The sequence below is a fragment of the Streptomonospora mangrovi genome (assembly GCF_027604915.1).
GTDB lineage: Bacteria > Actinomycetota > Actinomycetes > Streptosporangiales > Streptosporangiaceae > Streptomonospora > Streptomonospora mangrovi.
The window spans coordinates 17,038-36,988 of the sequence record NZ_JAJAQC010000010.1 but is presented as its reverse complement, the minus strand read 5'-3'; the positions used below and the strand labels follow the sequence as shown (position 1 = coordinate 36,988).

The following is a 19,951-nucleotide window of genomic DNA, read 5'->3' as shown; positions in this document are numbered from 1 at the left end:
GGGTCAAACTTCGCGCTTATACATTGAACGCCATGACCCCCACCACAGTTCAAGTGCCACTTTGGAATTCGTCGCCATACGCGCAGCTCAGCGGGTGAAAAGTCACCCCGGGTGACCATCCCGACCGACCTTGATCAACACCACCCGAGCGCCGCGAAGACCAATTCCGAGCACCGGGGAATCGCCCTGCGCAACGCATCGCGCAATACGCACCCCGCAATAACGGGAAACAACGCGGAAACAACGAAGAATCCACCGCAATTCCGCCGGACCGTTCCCGCCGCCCGCCCGGGCGCATTTCCCGGCCGCGACCGGCGGGGGCGGCGGCGCCCGCACCGACGCGCGCCGCCCATCCGCGAGCCGTGGCGGGGCGGGCGCGTGCGCGGGCCGGGGAAGGGGCGGCCGCCTGCTGGATAATGCGGGCATGGCCATCACCGGACGCGGTTCCCACGAGATCGCCGACAGCGTCGAGCGCGCGATCACCGGTGGCGAACTCCCGGCCGGTGCCGCGCTCCCGCCCATCCGCGACCTCGCCGGCGACCTCGGCGTCAACCCCAACACCGTGGCCGCCGCCTACCGCCAGTTGCGCGAGCGCGGCCTGGTCGAGACCGGCGGCCGGCGCGGCACCCGGGTGCGGCAGCGCCCCTTGGGTGCCCCGCGCGAGACCGAGCCCGCCGCGATTCCGCCGGGCACCCGCGACGCCGCCAGCGGCAACCCCGACCCCCGGCTGCTGCCCGACCTCTCCGCCGCCCTGGCGGCCGTGGCCCGGCGCCGCGCCGGGCGGCAGGTCCTCTACGGCGAGCCGCCCATGAGCGCGGACCTGGCCGAGGTCGCCCGCGCCGTGTTCGACGCCGACGGTGTGCCCGCCGACCACCTCACCGCCACCTCCGGCGCGCTGGACGCCATCGACCGCGTGCTGCGCTCGGCGCTGCGCCCCGGCGACGCGGTCGTGGTCGAGGACCCGGGCTGGCCCAGCACCTTCCACCTGCTCACCGTGCTGGGCCTGCGCGCCGCGCCCGTGGGCGTGGACGACGACGGCCCGCTGCCCGACGCGCTGGCGGCCGCGCTGCGCGGCGGCGCCCGGGCCGTGGTGCTCACCAGCCGGGCGCACAACCCCACCGGCGCGGCCCTCACCCCGGCGCGGGCCGCCGAACTGCGCGCGGTCCTGGCCGGCCACCCCGGCGTGCTCACCGTGGAGGACGACCACGGCTTCGGGTTCGTCAGCCCGCCCTTCACCGGCGTCTTCGGCGCCACCGAGCACTGGGCGGTGGCGCGCTCGGTCGCCAAGGCGTTCGGCCCCGACCTGCGGCTGGCCGTGGTCGCCGGCGACGCGGTGACCGCCAACCGGGTGCGCGCCCAGCAGCAGTCGGGGCCGGGGTGGGTGAGCGTGGTGCTCCAGGAGGCGTTCGTGGAGCTGTGGCGGTCGGGCGCGGTGGATCCGGAGAAGACCGCCGCCGACTACGACGCGCGCCGCACCGCGCTGATCGCCCGCCTGGCCGAGCACGGGGTGGCGGCCACCGGCCGCAGCGGGCTCAACGTGTGGGTGCCGGTGGGCGACGAGGCGGCGGTGATCAGCGCCCTGCACACCCGCGGCTGGGCGACCTCGCCCGGGTCGCGGCACCGGATCGCCGCGCCGCCCGGGGTGCGGGTGACGGTCTCGGCGCTGGACCTGGCCGACATGGCGCCGCTGGCGGCCGACATCGCCGCCGCCGTGCGCACCGGCGGCCCGCCGGTCTGAGCGGAGCCGGCAGCCGCCGCGCGGGGGCCGGCCGGTCTGAGCGGAGCCGGCAGCCGCCGCGCGGGGGCCGGCCGGCGGGCAACCGAACAGCACCACGCGCAACACACCGTCATTGACCGGACACATGGGGTTATCGCCGGTGACCCCCGGGTATGGGGCACTCGACCGTGTTCGGCGCCGTATCGGGGGGATCGGCATGAGCGAGTTCGGCAGCGAGCGGCGGGTCAACGTCGCCCGCCTGTGGTCGGGCGGCCTGGCCACCGCCGTGGTGGCCGCACTGATCATCCTGGTCGGCGCGCTGGTCGTGCGCGGTGTGCTGGGCGTGCCGGTGCTGGCGCCCGAGGACGCCGGCTACTTCGGCGACCTCGGCACGGCGCTGTACGCGCTGATGGCGGCCTGCGCCGCGCTGGCGGCCACGGCCCTGCTGCACCTGCTGCTGCTCAGCGCGCCCCGGCCCACCACCTTCTTCGGCTGGATCGTGGGGCTGGCCGCGGTGGTCGCCGCCGTCACCCCGTTCACCCAGGACGCCCCGTTCGCCGGGCAGCTCTCCACCGCCCTGATCAACGCTGTCACCGGCACCGCCATCGCCTCGCTGCTCAGCGGGGTGGGCGCGGCGGCGGTGCGGCGGCCCCGGCCCCGGCGGTCCCTCCGGGGGCGGAGGGGCGTGCCCGGCGGCGCGCTGGCCGCCGAGTCCGGCACCGCCGACGTCCTCGACCCCGAGATCGACCCCGCCACGGGCACGGGGGTCGGCTACGCCGCGGGCTACCGCGACGCGCTGGCCGAACACCCCGACCGCCGCTACGACGGCCGCCACCGGAGCGGCGACGACCCGCGCACGGCACCCGAGCCCCGCCCCACCGGGGCAGCCGACCCGGAGTGATCAGCGTTACCGGCCGACGACCTCCGCGACCGACGGCCCACCCTGGCTGACGGCCGACACCGCCCCACGGCCCACCCCGAGGAACGGGCCACGCCGGCTGACGGCCGATCACAACCGATCTCCCACGCCGACTGACGGTCGACACCGCGTGACGACCCAACCCGAGCCGACAGCCGACCGCGACCGATGGCCCCCTGGCCGACACCGGTCCCGACCAACCCCGCCGAGGGCACTGCCCCGGCGAACCGCACCTGAAGGCCGCCCGGCGCCCCGCGCCGGGCGGCCGCCGCGTGCGCCGGGGACCATACCGGACCTCGGCAAACCGACCGCCGTACCCCCGGTCAGCCGGCCCGAGCGCCCCGGACGGCCGACCCCCACGCGCCGGCACCGCCGCGGCACCGCGATCGGCCGGCCACCGCGTCCCCGACAGCCGACTGACGCGCCCCGGAGAGCCGGCGTACGCACCGTGCGGGTCGGCCGGCGCATCCCGGTCAGCCGCCCCGTGCCGGTCAGCCGGGCGCCGCATCCTGACATCAGCCGATATGCCCGCTCCGACAGCCGACCGCCGTGCCACGGACGGCCGACCGCCGCACGCACCGGTTCCCCCGGGTCACTGTCAGCCGACCCCGCGTCCACTCAGCCGGTCGGTGTGCCGCGCAGGCCGGACAAAACCTCCTCGAATCCCGCGCCGTGCACGCCGCCGCGGCCGCCCACCGCCGTCGGGCCGGCCGGCGGCACCGGTCCCGGCGGGGCCAGGCGGGCCTCGCCCAGGGCCGCCGCCACCGTCCGCTCCCAGGCGGGCCGCAGCGTCCCCGGGTCCACGCCCACACCCGCCTCGGCCGCCGTCCGCGCGACCTCGTCCAGGGCGAACAGCTCGCCGGTGGCCGGCCACGCCGCCCCCAGCGCCGCGCTCAACCGGTGGCGGGCGTCGTCGGCGGCACCCAGCCGGGCCACCCACCCCACGGCGTGGTCGCGGTGGCGCGGCAGCCGCTCCGCCGCCGTGCGGGCGATCCGCGCCAGCCCGGGATCGGTCGAGGCCACCAGCGCCGCGTACAGCTCCGCCGCGTAAGCGCTGAACAGCAGTTGGCGCACCACGGCGTGGGCCAGGTCGGTGTTGGGCAGTTCGACCAGCCGCAGGTTGTGGAACTGGTCGGCGCTGCGCCCGGCCACCAGGTCGTCCTCGGTGCGCAGCACGCCCGTCAACTGCTCCTCCATGCGCCCGGCGCAGCCCAGCAGCGACCGGCCCAGCTCCGCCAGCTCCCCCGCGATCGCGGCCGCGCCGGAGTCGTCGGGCGGCGCGCCGGGCTCGGGCCGCCACAGCCCGCGCAGCGCGGGGTCGGCCAGCCGGTGGCCGGCGATCAGCGCGTCGTCGCCCAGCCGCTGCACATAGGCGGTCGCGGCGGTGTCCACCGCGGCGGCCGCGGCCCCTGACTCGTTCATTGCGCCCTCCCACAGACCTGGCCGACACGGTGCGCGCCGGGGGCCGGCCGCGTCGGCGGCCGCGCCCGGCGGCGCGCGCACGGGGGGCCATACCCCCGTTCGGCCGGTCGCGACACCTGGCCGGCGCCCACGCGCCGCCCCCCGGCGGCCTCCCACGCTCCCACCGCACCGGCGACTAGGGTGACCGGTGTGCTGCTCAGCGTGACCGCCACCGGCTGAAGGGGGAGGGGCCGTGGCACTGCGGGGAGTCGTCGTGCGCGCCGGCCTGGCCTGCGCGGTGCTCGCCGCGCTGCTGGCGGCGCCCGCGCCCGTGTCCGCCGCGCCGGCGGCGCCCGCCGCCCAGCGCCCCCCGCACGGCCCGGTGGTGCTGGTGGGGGTGCCCGGGCTGCGCTGGGCCGACGTCGATCCCGGCGTGACGCCACGGCTGTGGGAGCTGGCCGGGCAGGGCGCCATCGGCGACATGTCCATCCGCTCCGCCACCTCGCGCACCTGCCCGGTCGACGGCTGGCTGACCGTCTCCGCCGGCGAGCGGGCGCTGAGCGAGCGGCGGCGCCACTCCGTGTGCGAGCTTCCCGAGCCGCCCCGGCGCGACGGCGCGGGCGCGCGCGTGCCGGGCTTCGCCGAGCACGCGGCCCTCAACGCCGACTCCCCCTACTCCGCCCGCGTGGGCCTGCTGGGCGAGGCCGTGCGCGCGGCCGGGGGCGGGACGCTGGCGGTGGGGCCGGGTGCGGCGCTGGCCGCCGCCGACGCGCGCGGCCGGGTGGACCGCTACGCGCCCGACGTGTACACCCTGGACCGCGCCGACCTGGCCGGCGCGTGGCTCACCGCCGTTGACCTCGACGACCTCGCCGACCTCTACCTCGCCCCGCCGCGCGAGGGCGACGGCGACGGCGACGGCCGCGAGGAGAGCGGCGACGAGGACGGCGAGGAGCGCGACCAGGGCGGCGAGGACGGCGAGGAGGAGACCGGGCGCGACCCGGTGCCGGTGGGCGACACCCACCGCCTGGCGGCGCTGGCCCGCGTCGACGCCCAACTCGGGCGCGTGCTGGACCTCCTGCCGCCCACCGCCACGGTCGCCGTCGCCGGGATCTCCGTGGCCACCGGGGAGTCGGAGCTGAACACCGCGCTGCTGGCCGGCCCCGGCCCCGACGGCGCCGGCTACGGCGGCGGGTTCCTCACCTCCGAGTCCACCCGGCGCACCGGCCTGGTCACCCTCACCGACGTCACCACCACGCTGACGCGCTCGCTGGAGCTGCCCGCGCCCCCGGGCGCCGTGGGCCGCGCCTGGTCCCAGCGCGAGCGCCCACCCGACCTCGCCGAGGCCGTGGCCGACCTGGTCGGGTTCAACACCGCCGCCCAGGTGGTGGAGTCGCTGATGGCGGGCTTCTTCAGCCTGCTGGTGGCGGTGCAGTTGCTGATCTACGCCGCCGCGGCCGTCACCCTCAAACGCCTGGGCCGGCGCGACCGCCACACCCGCGACGCCGCGCTGACGGTCACCCGCGTGGTCGCGCTGGGCGGGGCCGCTTTCCCCGTCTCCAGCTACCTGGCCAACCTCATCCCGTGGTGGCGGGCGCCGGCGCCCGAGCTGGCGCTGCCCGCGTGCGTGCTGCTGGTGGACGCGGCCGTGGTGGCGGCGGCCACGGCCGGCCCGTGGCGGCGGGAGATCCTGGCGCCCATGACCGCCGTGGCGGGGGTGACCACCGCCGTGCTGTTCGTGGACATGTGCACCGGCGCCAACCTCCAGCTCAACTCGCCGACGGGCTACACCCCCATCGTCGGCGGGCGGTTCTACGGCCTGGGCAACATCGCCTTCGCGACCTTCGCCACCGGCATGCTGATGACGGTGGCGGGCATCGCCCACGCCCTCATCGCGCGCGGGCGGCGCCGGTGGGCGGTGGGCGCGGCGCTGGTGATCGGCGCGGCCACGGTGTTCGTCATCGGCTGGCCGGGCCTGGGCACCGACTTCGGCGGGGTGATGGCGCTGGCCCCCGGCCTGACCGTGACCGTGCTGATGATCGCCGGCCGCCGGGTCACCACCGGCTGGCTGCTGGGCGTGGGCGCCGCCGCCGCGGCGCTGCTGGGGCTGATGGCCTACCTGGACTACCGGCGGCCGCCCACCGAGCGCAGCCACTTCGGCCAGTTCGCCGGGCAGGTGCTCCAGGGCGAGGCCGGCCCGGTGCTCACCCGCAAGCTGGACGCGATGCTGGGCTCGCTGGGCAACTGGCAGCTCACCCTGCTGGCGGCGGGCGCGCTGGTCTTCCTGTTCGCGGTGCTCAACAGCCCGACCAACTGGCGGGTGGGCACCCTCCAGCGCGCCTACGAGTACGCGCCGATGCTGCGGGCGGGCCTGACCGGGTCGCTGCTGACGGCGGTGACGGGGTTCGTCGTCAACGACTCCGGCATCGCCATCCCCGCGCTGGCGCTGACCGTGGCGGTGCCGCTGACGCTGTCGGCGTGCACCTGGGTGCTGCGCCGCGAGGGGCCGCGCGGCGCGGCCCCGGCGCCCGACCGCGCGGGGGCCGGCGCCGGCGCCGAGCGGGGTGCGGGGTAGGCGCGGACGGGGTTCCGGGCCGGCGGCGGCGGGGTTGCGGCTGGGGGCGGCGGGGTTCCGGGCGGCACGGCGGCGGGGGTTCCGGGTGGCCCGCCGTGGTTCCCCATAGGGGTGTGGGGCATCTCGCTCTTTGCGGGCGCGGATCCCCCCGTGTGCAAAGCCCCAGGTGAGCGTATTTCCGCATGGACCCGGAACACGCATCCGCGTCACTCACGTCACGAATAGAACACGGCCGTGTGGTATGGTCCGGTCGGACGCTTGGTTCTAAGTGTCTTAGCAAGAGGGGGGAGGCGCTCGCGGTTCGCGAGTCGCCCAGCAGGCCCTGAGGGCCACAGCCATCTGCCGCCGATCCGCCCATGCCGACCACGCGCCCGCGGCATGCCGGCACGGCAGGCAGCGCAGATCAGCAGATCACATGAGAACCACATAGGCCCGGCAGCGCCAACTGCCGGCGTGGGGGTATCGATTTGAAAGACCAACCTCGCCTAAGCGGCGCGCCCGTCAACGCGCTCACCAGCGCGTTCGGTATTCGCCTTCACTCTGGAGGCCGTGGCGGCACCGCACCGACCCCCAGGGCCACGGTATCGGCGCAACACCTCGGAGCGAACATGCCCGCGCTGAAGATCACCCGACGCACCCGCGACGACGGCATCGTCCTCGCGCTCAGCGGCGAAGTCGACATGGCGACCGAGGAGCAGTTCCACCGCGCCGTGCGCGACGCCCTGGAGGCCCGCGCGGGCCGCCTCGTCCTCGACTTCACCCGTCTGGCCTTCATCGACTCCAGCGGCCTGCGGGTCCTCATCCAGGCGCACAAGGCCGCCAAGGCCGTCGACTCGGCCGTGGCCATCGCCGGCGCCACCGAGCGCGTGGCGCGCATCCTGCACGTCACCGCGATCGACACCCGCATCCCCATGTTCGAGTCCGTCGACGCCGCCCTGGCCGCCCCGCAGGAGAGCCCCAGCGCGAGCTGACGCCCCAACACCGCCCGCCCGAGTCGGCGGCAGGCGATACACGAACACACGAAGAAAAGGCGCCCCACGCTGCCGCGTGCGGCGCCTCCGTCGTTCGGTGGCCGGTCCCCCGCCGTCGCCCCCGGTCGGCGGCCACGAGCGGCTAGAACATCAGCAGCCACACCCCGGCGGCGGTCACCGCCACGTTGACCACGCCGAAGAACATCACCCACACGATGCCCGGCACCCCCGTCAGGCGGTGCAACTGGTCGGCGTCGGAGTGCGGGGAGGGGTGGCGGCTGCGCTGGGACTGGAGTTCGAAGACCGGCCGGATCCCGGCCAGCAGCAGGAACCAGGTGAAGAAGTAGGCGAAGGCGGCCTGCACCTCCGGCGGGGTGAACCAGGAGACCAGGAACACCACCGCGCCGGTGCCCACCACCGACACCACGCCGTAGACGTTGCGGATGAGCAGCAGCATGGCGGCCAGCACCAGGATGCTCATCCACAGCAGCGCGGTGATGCGGTTGCCCAGGAGCAGCAGGATGCACAGCAGGCCCACGATCGAGGGCGTGATGTAGCCCGCCGCGACCGTGAGCACCATGCCCGGACCCGTCGGCTTGCCGCGCGAGACGGTCACACCCGAGGTGTCGGAGTGCAGCCGGATCCCGGTGAGCTGGCGCCCGCTGAGCAGGGCCATCACCGCGTGCCCGCCCTCGTGCGCGATGGTCACGACGTTGCGGCCCACCCGCCACGCCGGGCGGAACAGCACCGCCGCCAGGGCCACCACGCCCGCCGTCACCACGAGCCACATCGGCGGGGCGGGCTGCACCGTGAAGACGTCGCGCCAGACGTCTCCGAAGGTCGTCGCTTCCATGGGCGCATCTCCTCGATCACCGGGGCTCGGGCCAAACGGGTTGGCCTGGGGGCGCGGGCGCCGGCCCCGCCGGGGGGGGGGGGGGGCGCCGGCGGGCGGCGTCCCCTACCGGGGTTGACGCGCGCGGACTCCGGCGGGTTCTAGTCGTCGTCGCTGACGGAGACCTCGCCGGTGGTGCTGACCACCCGGATCAGCGACTCGGCGCCGCCGGAGGTCTCAACCTCCACCTCGCGCTCCCCGGTGGTGGAGTCGCCCTCCACCCGGTAGGTGCCCCGGGGCACCTCCACGTCGATCTCGCCGGTGGTGCTCTCCGCGTCGATCTCGGAGAACGGCCCGGCGGCGCGGATGTCGACCTCGCCGGTGGTGGAGTCCACGCGCAAGGAGTCGAACACCGCCTCGACGCCGACCTCGCCGGTCGTGGTGGTGACCTCGATCGTCTCGGCGTCGAAGCGCTCCAGCTCGATGCTGCCGGTGGTGGTGTCGGCGATGACGGACTCCCCGCTGCCGGTGGCGTCGATGCTGCCGGTCGTGGTGGAGGTCTCCAGGTTGCCGCGCACGCCGGTCAGTTCGATCTCGCCGGTGTCGGTGTGCGCGGAGACGTCGCCGCGCAGGTTGTCGCCGGTGATGGAGCCGGTGTTGGTGTCGACCTCGATGTCGCCCTCGACCTGCTCCAGCTCCACCTCGCCGTTGTCGGTCTCGATGAGCAGGGCCACGTCCCCGTCGCGGGGGAGGAGGACCTCGTAGTCGACCCGGCAGCCGGTGAAGGCCCACATCCCGCCGCAGTCGGCCTCGGCGCGCACGGTGTCGCCGACCAGTTCGGCGTCCTCCTCGGGCTCGGCCAGGGGCGTGCCGCTGGTCTCGGCCTGGATCTTGACCTCGTCGCCGGGGCCGCCGCCGCGCACGGTGATCGTGCCCTGGGTGCTGTTGCGGATCTCCACGGCCCGCACGCCCTCGAACGCGTGCCGGCTGCCGTCGCCGTTGAGCGGGACGCTGCCGAACGCGGCCACGCCGCCGCCCACCAGCACCACCAGCGCCACCACGGCGCCGATGAGCAGCCAGCCGGAGCGGTGGCGCCGGGGTTCCTTGCTGGAGTGGGCGTAGAGCCCCCTTCCCGTGAACGTCATCTGCTGTCCTTTCCGGGGCGAGACGGCGGCCCCGTGCGCGTGTGCGGGGGGTCGTGGGAGGTCGTTGCGGCGGTCATGGAGTCGGGCTGAACGTGTCGCTGCCGCGCAGGTAGGACAGCACCGCGCGCACCCTGCGGTGGTCGTGGTCGTCCTGGCCGAGGTCGAGCTTGGTGAAGATGGAGCGGATGTGCTTCTCCACCGCGCGCTCGGTGATCACCAGGCGCGCGGCGATGCCGGCGTTGTTCAGGCCCTCGGCCATGGCGGCGAGCACCTCGCCCTCGCGCGGGCTGAGCCGGTTTAGTTCGCTGTCGTTGCGGCGGCTGAGCAGTTGCGACACCACCTCGGGGTCGATGGCCGCGCCGCCCTGGGCGACGCGGCGCAGGGTCACCAGGAACTCCTCGATGTCGGCGACGCGGTCCTTGAGCAGGTAGCCGACGCCGCCGCTGTTGCCGCCGAGCAGGTCGGCGGCGTACCTGCTGACCACGTGCTGGGACAGCAGCAGGACCGGCGTGCCGGGGCGGCGGCGCCGGATCTCGATGGCGGCCTGGATGCCCTCCTCGGCGTAGCCGGGCGGCATGCGGATGTCGATGAGGCACAGGTCGACCTCGGGGTGCCGGGCGACGGCGGCCAGCAGCGCATCGGCGTCGCCGACGGCGGCGGCCACCTCGACGCCGGCGTCCTCCAGCAGCTTGACCATGCCGCTGCGCAGCAGCACGGAGTCCTCGGCGATGATGATCCGCACGTTCCTACGCCTTCCAGGGGATCTCGGCGGTGAGGACGGTCCCCTCACCGGGCGGGCTGTGCACCGACAGCGTGCCGTCGACCGCGTTCACACGGTCCCACAGACCGTAGAGGCCGCTGCCGGAGTCGGGGTCGGCGCCGCCCGCGCCGTCGTCGTGGACCGCCAGCCGCAGCAGGGCGCCGCCGCGCCGCTCGACGCGCTCGGCGCGGACCACGACGCTGCGCGCGCCGGCGTGCTTGGCGACGTTGGTCAGCGCCTCGCTGGCCACGTAGTAGGCGACGCCCTCGGCGCGGGCGCTGGGCCGCTCGGGCAGGTCCACGCGGACCTGGACGGGCACCGGGCAGCGGCCGGCGGCCACCGGCAGGGCGGCCTCCAGGCCGTGGTCGGTGAGGACGCGCGGGTGCAGGCCGCGGGCGACGTCGCGCAGGTCGGCCATGACCGCCTTGGCCTCGGCCTGCGCCTCGTCGATCAGGGCGCGGACCTGGTCGGGTTCGCCGCCGCGGTCGACGCGGGCGCGGGCGCGGGTGAGCGTCATGGTGACGGCGAGCAGCCGCTGCTGGGCACCGTCGTGCAGGTCGCGCTCGATGCGGCGGCGCTCGGCCTCGGCGGCGTCGACCATGCGGGAGCGGCTGGCCTGCACCTCGGCCAGGCGGCGGCGGATCAGGTTCTCGGGCGCGTCCAGCAGCAGCCTGCGGCTGACCTCGACCTCCATGCGCACCAGCAGCGGCACCAGCCACACGCCCACGCACACGCCCAGCGGGCCCAGCGCGATCCACACCAGCGGCGAGCCGGCGACGGCCAGCGACTCGCTGGCCAGCGCGTAGCCCAGGCCCACCAGCGAGCCCAGCGTCATGCCGATGCCGTAGACGACCAGGCCCAGCGCGATGCCGCCGAAGACCGCGCCCTGCACCCCGGTCAGCGTGCAGCACATGACGGCGGTCCAGGCGTCGCGGCCGTAGAGGTAGACCAGGGCGCGCAGCGGCCAGGGCAGCGGTGCGGCGGTGCGCGGCGCGCCGGACTCCACGATGCCGAAGACGTCTTCGAGGCGGCGGCGCTGGATGTGGCAGGCCAGGCGGGCGAGCAGGGTGGCGGCGGCCGACAGCGCGATGGCCAGCACGGCGACGAACAGCGGCGAGGGGCCGTTGGCGGAGGAGCCCACGAGGGTCTCCACGGCGGTGGCAACCGGTCCGGCGGCCTCGGCGCCCTCGCCCGGGCGGCCGGGGGGATCGGGCCGGTCGGGGGGTGCGGGGAGTTCGGGGAGCACCGGGAGCGGCGGGAGGTCGCCCGCCAGGGTGCCGATGGGCCGGGGGGTGTCGGTGAGCGCGGCGATGACGGTGAACAGGGTCCCCACGGCGGGGACGGCGACCAGGAAGGCCGGCACCAGGTAGACGGCCGACAGCGCGAACGAGGTCAGCAGGTGCAGCAGGCCCAGCAGCCGCCCGCTGAGGGTGGCGGGCGCGAACGCGGTGCCGGCGGCGAGGAGGGTGGCGGGGGCGGGGACGGCCGCGGCGGCGGGTGCGGCGCCGTCGGCGGTGTCGGCGTCGGCGGCCGTGCCGGCGCCGGTGGCCGTGTCGGCGGGCGCGGGACGCCCCGCGGGGCCGCTGTGCGCGGCGGTGGCCGCCCGGCTGCGCGCCATCGTGGTGCCCGCCCCTCCGCTGGGCGCCGCGCGAGCGCGCGGGCGCCGTGCCCTCGGTTGTGCCGGGCCGGTGGCCGGCCCTTTATTCGACAACGGTACGAGGGCGCGGCGGCGCCGGCCATGGCGGCACCACGTGGCGCGGGGGTGGTGCTACCGCTACCCGGGGCGCGGCTGCGAGGGCAGACCGCCGCACAGCCTCGCAAAAGCCCGAGAAAAGGGCGGTTCCCCTTGGCGTGCGCAAGAGGTACATTCAGGGCGTGCCGAAGTTCCGGATCAGCGAGGTCGCCCAACTCCTGGGCGTCAGCGGCGACACCGTGCGCCGCTGGATCGACTCCGGGCGGCTGCCCGCCGAGCGCGACTCCCACGGGCACCGCACGGTCGAGGGCGCCCAGCTCGCGGCGTTCGTGCGCGCCGACCCCGGCGACGACCCCGCGCGCGAGGTCTCCTCGGCGCGCAACCGCTTCCGCGGCCTGGTCACCGCCGTGGTGCGCGGCGACGTCATGGCCCAGGTCGAGATCCAGGCCGGCCCCCACCGGGTGGTGTCGCTGATGAGCCGCGAGGCCGCCGACGAACTCGGGCTGGAGGTCGGATCGCCGGCCGTGGCGGTCGTCAAGTCGACCACCGTGGTCGTGGAGAACGAGACCCCCCGGGGGCGACGCCATGGCTAGGGCGCGTTTCAGGGAGAATCCCCACCCGCCCGGAGCGAGCGGCGCACGCGCATGTGCCCCCGCGCCTGGCGCGGAGCGGCCCCGCGCGGGGCGCCGGACAGGGACCGGTGGCGCTCTCGCAAGGCCCAGGAGGGAGTCAGGGTGGTTCCCTGTCGCCCTCCCCTTGCGGGCCGGCTCCGCCGAGATCGCCCGGCAGGAGCCCAGAAAACGCGGCGAGAGTGAGAACTCCTACCCGACGCGGCCGCGCGGCAGGGCGAGTATCCATAAAACCCGCCCTGGGCGGCCTGCCGGGCGCGCCCGCTCCGCCGACCGCTCCCCCGCCCGGCCGCGCGCGGCGGCCGGTGTGCTGGTGGCCGCCGCGCTGGCGGCCCTGGCCGGCTGCGCGCCCGTGGACGGTGGCGGCGCGGGCGGCGCGGACTCCCCCGGCCGCACGCTGACCGTGTTCGCCGCCGCCTCCCTCACCGGCACCTTCGAGGAGCTGGGCGAACGCTTCGAGCGCGACCACCCCGGCACCGAGGTGGAGTTCGGCTTCGCCGGCAGCTCCCAGCTCGCCGCGCAGATCAACGAGGGCGCGCCCGCCGACGTGTTCGCCTCGGCCGACGCCCGCACCATGGACTCCGTCGCCGAGGCCGGCAACACCGCCGGCGAGCCCGTGGTGTTTGTCCGCAACACCCTGGAGATCGCGGTGCCGCGCGGCAACCCGGCCGGCATCACGGGCCTGGCCGACCTCGCCGACCCCGGAGTGGCCGTGGCGCTGTGCGCCGAGGAGGTCCCCTGCGGCGCGGCGGCGGCCCAGGCGCTGGACGCCGCCGGGGTGCGCGTCACGCCCGTCTCGCTGGAGGAAGACGTCAAGGCCGCGCTCACCAAGGTCGAGCTCGGCGAGGTCGACGCCGCCCTCGTCTACCGCACCGACGTCCTGGCCGGCGACGCGGTCGAGGGGATCCCCTTCGATGAAGCCGCCGGCGCCGCCAACGACTACCCCATCGCCGTGCTGGCCGAGGCACCCCACCCCGGCCTGGCCCGGGACTGGGTCGACTGGGTGTGCTCGGCCGACGCCCAGCGGGTGTTCCGTGACGCCGGGTTCACCGCCCGCTGAGGCGGCGCCGCCCGAGGCCGCCGGCACCCGCCGCGCGGCGGCCCTGCGCGTGCGCGCCGGCCGGTTCCCCTGGCCGCTGGTGGTGCCGGCGCTGATCGGGCTGGCGTTCCTGGTGCTGCCCTTCGCCGGGCTGCTCGTCCGCGCTCCGTGGGCCTCGCTGGGCACCCGGCTGCTGCTGCCCGAGGTGCGCGGCGCCCTGTGGCTGTCGCTGACCACCGCCACGGCCGCCACGGCGGTGTCGGTGCTGCTGGGGGTGCCGCTGGCCTGGCTGCTGGCGCGCACCGCGTTCCCCGGGCGGCGCCTGGTGCGCGCGCTGGTGACCGTGCCGATGGTGATCCCGCCGGTGGTGGGCGGTGTGGCGCTGCTGCTGGCCCTGGGGCGGCGCGGCCTGGTCGGCGGCTACCTCGACGCCTGGTTCGGGGTGAGCCTGCCGTTCACCCCGGCGGCGGTGGTGCTGGCGCAGGTGTTCGTGGCCATGCCGTTCCTGGTGATCAGCGTGGAGGGGGCGCTGCGCGGCGCCGACCGCCGGTATGAGGAGGCCGCCGCCACGCTGGGCGCCTCGCGGGCGGTGGTCTTCTGGCGGGTGACCCTGCCGATGGTCGCGCCTGGGGTGGCGGCCGGGGCGGTGCTGGCGTGGGCGCGCGCCCTCGGGGAGTTCGGCGCCACCATCACGTTCGCGGGCAACTTCCCCGGGCGCACCCAGACGATGCCGCTGGCGGTGTACCTGGCGATGCAGGAGAGCCCGGAGTCGGCGATCGTGCTCAGCCTGGTGCTGCTGGCGGTGTCGCTGGGGGTCCTGGTGGCGCTGCGCGACCGCTGGACGGGCGCGCTGTGAGCGCCGGGCTGGACGCGCGCCTGGTGGTGGACCGGGGGGAGTTCCGGCTGGACGCCGCGCTGCGCGCGCGGCCCGGCGAGGTCGTGGCGCTGCTGGGCCCCAACGGTGCGGGCAAGTCCACGGCGCTGCGCGCCCTGGCCGGGCTGGAGTCGCTGACCGGCGGGCACGTCCGGCTCGACGGCCGCGACGTCACCACCGCGCCGCCCGAGCGGCGGCCGGTGGGCATGGTGTTCCAGGACTACCTGCTGTTCGACCACCTCAGCGCGCTGGACAACGTGGCGTTCGGGCCGCGCTGCGCGGGGGCGGGCCGGGCCGAGGCGCGCGCGGCGGCGGCACGACTACTGGAGCGGGTGGGCCTGGCCGCGTTCGCCCGCGCCCGGCCGCGCGCGCTGTCGGGCGGGCAGGCGCAGCGGGTGGCGCTGGCCCGCGCGCTGGCGGTGCGGCCCCGGCTGCTGCTGCTGGACGAACCGCTGGCGGCGCTGGACGTGCACACCCGCGCAGGAGTGCGCGCCGAACTGCGCCGGCACCTCGCCGACCTGGACTGCGCGACCGTGCTGGTCACCCACGACCCGCTGGACGCGATGGTGCTGGCCGACCGGATCACGGTGGTGGAGGCGGGCCGCGTGGTGCAGGAGGGCGCCCCCGGCGACGTCGCCCAGCACCCGCGCACCGGGTACGTGGCGCGGCTGGTGGGCCTCAACCTGTACCGGGGCACCGCGCACGGCACGCGGGTGGAGGTGGCGGGCGCCGGCGCGGAGGTGGCGCTGCCCGAGCCGCGCGCGGGCGAGGTGTTCGTGGCGTTCCCGCCGCGCGCGGTCGCCCTCTACCGCGAGCGGCCCGACGGCTCGCCGCGCAACCTGTGGCGGCTGCGGACCGAGGGCGTGGAGCGGTTCGGCGACCAGGTGCGGGTGCACCTCGACGGCCCGCTGCCGCTGCGCGCCGACATCACGCCGGCGGCGCTGGCCGAGCTGCGGCTGGACACCGGCACCCCGGTGTGGGCGGCGGTGAAGGCGGCGGAGGTGCGCTGCTACCCGGCTTGACCGCCGGCGCGTCATATCCCGTCTGACCTGCGGTTACGATGCCGCGCGGCGCGGCGGACACGCCGGTTCGCCCCCTTGTGGACGGTGCTGGTGGTGTGCGGCACGACTGATTACAGTTGTCACCGTCAGTAGTCAACTGATTACCGAGGGGATCCTTCGTGTCTCTGAAACGAACCGTCGCCACCGCCGCCTTCTGCGCCGCCGCCGGTGCCGCCATCGCCATGGCCGGCGCAGCCTCGGCGCAGGCCGACGGCGCGAACGGATACTACGGCCACGAGCATCGGGACCACCAGGAGACCATGCCGCAGGAGCGCGGCGCATGGGGCAAGGACTACGACGGCTACTACGGCCACGACCACGGCAAGCCGGGCCACGAAGGTCACGAAGGCCACGACTCCGGCCGACCCGGCCACGGGCAGGACGGCCACGACGTCGTGCGCGGCCCCGAGGCCGGGCCCGAATCCGGCAAGCCCGGCCCCGGCCACGACTCCGGCAAGCCGGGTCACGACGGCCACGGCGACGTGAAGGACGGCCACGGTCACGGTGACGTGAAGGACGGTCACGGCCACGGCGACGTCAAGGACGGTCACGGCCACGACGGCTACTACGGCTACGGCCACGGCCACGAGCACGGCCCCGACGCCGACCGCGACGCGGTCGGCGACAACCGGGGCTGGCGCGGCCACCAGGGCGACTGACCCGCGCACGGGCCACCGCCCGTAGGCGCGGCCGGGCGCGCGGCCGGAGGACCGACCGCGCGCCTCAGCGGTGCCGCAGCAGCCGGTCCACCCCGCGCGGCAGCAGCAGCCCCGCCAGCCCCGCAATCGCGTAGGGCACCTGCCCCGGCGCGAACGCCCCCAGCACCCGCCCCGCCATCCGGCCGGGTTCGCGCAGGAACACCCGCAGGCGCGGATAGGCGTGCGGCACCGACCACCCCACCGCCAGCAGACTCACCAGCGCCACGCACCACGCCCACACCCACGGCACCTGGGCCGGTGGCAGCGCGGCGTACCACCCCTGGCCATGAGACACCGCCTCCGCCGCGTAGGCGGGGGCGGTCGGGGGCAGGGCCCCGGCCGCTTCGGCGGCGCGGTCCTGCCAGCCGTCCGCGTGGCGTACGGCCTCCGCCGCGTAGCCGGCGGCCGCCCGACCGGGTCCGAGCGCACTCTCCGGCCCGGCGGGCGGCCACCCCGCCCCCACCACCGCGGCGGCCACCACCACCGCCGCCGCGGCGGCAACGGCGGCGGCACCGCCCAGCAGCGACTCCTCCAGCCGCTGGGCCACCGAGCGCAGCTCCTCGCGGGGCGGGAACCGCCGCCAGGGCCGGTCCCCCGACCGCGCGGCGCCCATCGCGTAGGCCCGGCGCTCCCGCAGGAACCGCCAGGCCGTGCCCAGTTCGCCCAGCCCGCGCCGGGCGGCCACCAGTTGCACCGCCGCCTCGTGGAGCACGGCCGAGGCCGTGAGCGCCAGGCGCAGCGGCAGCCGCGCCCACACCAGCGCGGCCCAGCGGAACACCGGCGCGATGTCGCCGGGCACGCGCACGCCGAGCCGGATCGCCCGGCCGTAGGCCCGGCGGCGCAGCCCGCCCAGCGGGGGCTCGCCCGGCAGCGGCGGGGTGACGTCGGCGGCGGCGCGCGCCATCCGGTAGTCCAGCAGCACGCACCACAGCAGCAGCGCCGCCAGCAGCCACCGGGCCGCCCCGCCGGAGCCGGTGAGCCCGTAGAACACGGCCGTGGCCGGGTGCAGCTCCAGCGGCGCGCCCAACTCGACCTCGGCGACGGCGGCGTTGAACACCATGTGGTCCAGGACCGCCAGCCACACCGCCGCGAACGGCACCAGCCACAGCCACAGGCCGTGGCGGCGGCGGCCCACCACGGCCAGGCCGATGCCCGCGCCGATCAGGCCGGTGAGCACGGCGTGCCCGGCGAACTCCACGCCCGCGTGCGGCATCACCACGCCGCCGGGCAGGAACGCGAGCAGCGCGGGCGCGGGCAGCGGCACCACGCCGCCCCACGGCCCCTGCGGCAGGGCGCGCAGCAGGGTCTCGGCGAGCTGGAATCCGGCGCCGGAGGCGGCGGCCAGCAGCAGGTAGTCCACGGCGGCCATGCGGCGGAAGCGGCGGCGGGCGGGGATCCGCAGCAGGAGCAGCGGCAGCAGCTTGGCCGCCTCCTCCACGGCCACGGCGATGTAGGTGGCCGACACCCACGTCTCCACACCCAGGGCGGCCGAGGCGGCGTTCTCCACCAGGGCGACCGGCCACACCAGCAGCGCGCCCAGCAGCAGGACGCGCACCAGCGTCGCGAACGCCACGGTGCGCGACCGCGACAGCCACGCCAACTGGGCCAGGAGCCACAGCGCGCCCGCCGCCACCGGCACGGCTGCGGCGGTGCCGGGCACGAAGAAGGGGGCGGCCAGCAGCACGGCGAGCATGGCCCAGGCCCATGCGCCGCGCAGGGTCCGCAGCGGACCGGCGGCGCCGCTCTCGCGCCGGGCCGCCGCCCGCACGGTGAGGCGCTCGGCGAGGTCGGGACCCGGCCCGCGCGGCGCTCGGGCGTGGCGGGCGCCGGTCTCCAGGCAGTTGTACTGCTGGGCGGCGCGCAGGAGTTCGGGGTCGCGGGTCTCGCGCGCCTCCTCGGCGAACGCGGTGCGCGCGGCCTCGATGTCGGCGCCCACCAGGGGGCGCAGGAAGTCCTCGGGTCCGGCGGCCACGGTCAGCGTCGTGGCGGTCACGATCACGGCGGCGGAGAGGTCCTCGACGGCGACGAGCACGTCGGTGGGTTCGGAGCCCCAACTGCGGATCACGTGCACCACGCTGCGGGAGTCGGCGGCGACCTCGGTGACGGGCTCGTAGGCGTACTCGGCGCGGGTGCGGCAGACCAGCAGTCGCTCCACACCGAGCGCCCGACCGGCGGCCACGACCCGCTCGATCAGCGCGGTGTCGCGGGGGGCCGTGAAGGGGACGACGGTCTTGGAGTCGGCCTCGATCCAGCTTGCGTCGAACTCGGTGGCGTTGCCGCACACCCGCAGCGCGAGGTCGCGGGTGATCATGGCCTGGTCGTCCATAAGCCCCCTACGGCGGTGTGCCGGGCACCGGCCCGCCACCGGTGTCCCTGCGGCGGGCGCGGCCCCGGAGGAGTCGAGAGGTCCGCCTCCGCGCGGCGCGTGCGGGGCGGGGGGCCACGCACCCGGGAAACGGAGGCGAGCGCCTACGCTATCGCGGAGCCCCCCGCCCGCGCCGCCCCGATGCTCCAGCCCGTGGGCTATCCGGCCGCTCCCTCACGCGGCGGGCGAGGTCAGCGCACGGGTGCGCGGTTTGAGGTCCGTTCCGATCCGGGGCGGGCGACTCACCCCGCGAGCCGGGCCCGCGCGCGGAAGGTGCGGCGGTAGGTGTCGGGCGGCACGCCCACGGTCCGGTTGAAGTGCCGGCGCAGGGTCGCCGCGGTGCCCATGCCGGTGGCCGCCGCGATGATGTCGATGCCGTCGTCGGTGGTCTCCAGCAGTTCCTGGGCCAGGCGGATGCGCTGGGCCAGCAGCCACCGCAGCGGGGTCGTACCGGTCACCGCCCGGAAGTGCCGACCCAGGTTGCGCGCGCTCATCCGCGCCTGACGGGCCAGATCCGCGACGGTCAGCGGGCGGTCAAGCCGCTCGATCGCCCAGGGCAGCAGGTCGGCGAGCGGGTGGTGGCCCGGCTCGGGAACGGGGGCGGTGACGAACTGGGCCTGGCCGCCGTCGCGGTGCGGCGGCACGACCAGGCGGCGCGCGGCCGCGTTGGCGGCCGAGGACCCGTGGTCACGGCGGACCAGGTGCAGGCACAGGTCCATGGCGGCGGCCTTGCCCGCCGAGGTGAGCACCCGGCCGTTGTCCACGTACAGGACGTCGGGGTCCACGGTCACCCGGGGATGGCGCGCGGCCAGGGCGGCGGTGTGCGCCCAGTGCGTGGTCGCGCGTCCGCCGTCCAGCAGTCCGGCGGCGGCCAGTACGAACGCGCCCGTGCACAGGGACGCCACGCGCGCGCCCGCCGCGTGGGCCGCGCGCACCGCCTCGACCAGGTCGGCGGGCGGGTCCACGTCCACGTCGGCCCAGCCCGGGACGATCACGGTGTGGGCGCGCGCAAGGTGGTCGAGGCCGTGGTCGGGCTCCACTCGGAACCGGCCGACCCGCACGGGCCTCGGACCGCAGACGGCGAGGCGGTACCAGGCTCCGGCCAGGGCCGGCGGCGCGGACCCGAAGACTTCGGCGGCCAGGGCCAGCTCAAAGTGCAGCATGCCGTCGGTGACGGCCAACGCGACGGAGGTCATGTCCGAAACTGTACGTGTATTGGCGTTCCGGACACTCGCCGGGCGCGCCCGCGCTTGCCAGGATGATCACGACAGACCG

At 76.4% G+C, this 19,951-nt stretch carries 16 protein-coding genes; 9 read left to right on the top strand and 7 right to left on the bottom strand.

From position 1 onward, the window contains the following. The first annotated feature begins 424 nt into the window (after positions 1-424). Positions 425-1,738, top strand: coding sequence for an aminotransferase class I/II-fold pyridoxal phosphate-dependent enzyme (locus tag LG943_RS08180; RefSeq protein ID WP_270071602.1), 1,314 nt, complete (start codon positions 425-427; stop codon positions 1,736-1,738). A gap of 196 nt (positions 1,739-1,934) precedes the next feature. Then, on the top strand, positions 1,935-2,618 hold the full coding sequence (locus LG943_RS08175) for a DUF6069 family protein (protein WP_270071601.1): 684 nt from the start codon (positions 1,935-1,937) through the stop codon (positions 2,616-2,618). A gap of 636 nt (positions 2,619-3,254) precedes the next feature. Here LG943_RS08175 and LG943_RS08170 read toward each other — a convergent pair. Then, the gene (locus tag LG943_RS08170) at positions 3,255-4,058 is read right to left on the bottom strand and encodes a 1,2-phenylacetyl-CoA epoxidase subunit PaaC (protein WP_270071600.1); all 804 of its coding nucleotides are present in this window, start codon (positions 4,056-4,058) and stop codon (positions 3,255-3,257) included. A 232-nt stretch (positions 4,059-4,290) separates the two neighbouring features. Here LG943_RS08170 and LG943_RS08165 point away from each other — a divergent pair, with 232 nt between their 5' ends. Further along, positions 4,291-6,609 (top strand): hypothetical protein, encoded by a 2,319-nt coding sequence (locus LG943_RS08165; RefSeq protein ID WP_270071599.1) that lies wholly within the window; start codon positions 4,291-4,293, stop codon positions 6,607-6,609. 608 nt (positions 6,610-7,217) lie between these two features. Next, positions 7,218-7,580: an STAS domain-containing protein gene (locus LG943_RS08160; protein ID WP_270071598.1), complete on the top strand. Its 363-nt coding sequence runs from the start codon at positions 7,218-7,220 to the stop codon at positions 7,578-7,580. 142 nt (positions 7,581-7,722) lie between these two features. Here the strand turns inward: LG943_RS08160 and LG943_RS08155 are convergent, their stop codons facing one another. The 4 genes from LG943_RS08155 to LG943_RS08140 all read right to left on the bottom strand — a co-directional run bounded on the left by LG943_RS08155 (position 7,723) and on the right by LG943_RS08140 (position 11,935). After that, the gene (locus tag LG943_RS08155) at positions 7,723-8,433 is read right to left on the bottom strand and encodes a M50 family metallopeptidase (protein ID WP_270071597.1); all 711 of its coding nucleotides are present in this window, start codon (positions 8,431-8,433) and stop codon (positions 7,723-7,725) included. A gap of 140 nt (positions 8,434-8,573) precedes the next feature. Further along, positions 8,574-9,557, bottom strand: a complete 984-nt coding sequence (locus tag LG943_RS08150; RefSeq protein ID WP_270071596.1) for a DUF4097 family beta strand repeat-containing protein — start codon at positions 9,555-9,557, stop codon at positions 8,574-8,576. A gap of 73 nt (positions 9,558-9,630) precedes the next feature. Further along, on the bottom strand, positions 9,631-10,299 hold the full coding sequence (locus LG943_RS08145) for a response regulator transcription factor (protein WP_270071595.1): 669 nt from the start codon (positions 10,297-10,299) through the stop codon (positions 9,631-9,633). A 4-nt stretch (positions 10,300-10,303) separates the two neighbouring features. Further along, on the bottom strand, positions 10,304-11,935 hold the full coding sequence (locus LG943_RS08140) for a sensor histidine kinase (RefSeq protein WP_270071594.1): 1,632 nt from the start codon (positions 11,933-11,935) through the stop codon (positions 10,304-10,306). Positions 11,936-12,192: 257 nt separating this feature from the next. Between LG943_RS08140 and LG943_RS08135 the strand changes: the two genes are divergently transcribed. From LG943_RS08135 to LG943_RS08115, 5 genes are all read left to right on the top strand, one after another. Beyond that, a complete protein-coding gene (locus tag LG943_RS08135; protein WP_270071593.1) occupies positions 12,193-12,603 on the top strand; it encodes a TOBE domain-containing protein in 411 nt (136 codons plus the stop codon). Between the two features lie 343 nt (positions 12,604-12,946). After that, on the top strand, positions 12,947-13,699 hold the full coding sequence (modA, locus tag LG943_RS08130) for a molybdate ABC transporter substrate-binding protein (protein ID WP_270071592.1): 753 nt from the start codon (positions 12,947-12,949) through the stop codon (positions 13,697-13,699). Positions 13,700-13,742: 43 nt separating this feature from the next. Then, positions 13,743-14,534, top strand: a complete 792-nt coding sequence (locus LG943_RS08125; protein ID WP_270071717.1) for an ABC transporter permease — start codon at positions 13,743-13,745, stop codon at positions 14,532-14,534. Further along, positions 14,531-15,574 (top strand): ABC transporter ATP-binding protein, encoded by a 1,044-nt coding sequence (locus LG943_RS08120; RefSeq protein WP_270071591.1) that lies wholly within the window; start codon positions 14,531-14,533, stop codon positions 15,572-15,574. Before LG943_RS08125 ends, LG943_RS08120 begins: the two co-directional genes overlap by 4 nt. Before the next feature lie 158 nt (positions 15,575-15,732). Then, a complete protein-coding gene (locus tag LG943_RS08115) occupies positions 15,733-16,272 on the top strand; it encodes a hypothetical protein (RefSeq protein ID WP_270071590.1) in 540 nt (179 codons plus the stop codon). Between the two features lie 64 nt (positions 16,273-16,336). Here LG943_RS08115 and LG943_RS08110 read toward each other — a convergent pair whose 3' ends face one another. Together LG943_RS08110 and LG943_RS08105 are read right to left on the bottom strand one after the other, a co-directional pair. Continuing rightward, the gene (locus LG943_RS08110; protein WP_270071589.1) at positions 16,337-18,637 is read right to left on the bottom strand and encodes a PrsW family glutamic-type intramembrane protease; all 2,301 of its coding nucleotides are present in this window, start codon (positions 18,635-18,637) and stop codon (positions 16,337-16,339) included. A 281-nt stretch (positions 18,638-18,918) separates the two neighbouring features. Next, positions 18,919-19,872 (bottom strand): helix-turn-helix domain-containing protein, encoded by a 954-nt coding sequence (locus tag LG943_RS08105; RefSeq protein ID WP_270071588.1) that lies wholly within the window; start codon positions 19,870-19,872, stop codon positions 18,919-18,921. Positions 19,873-19,951: the final 79 nt, after the last annotated feature.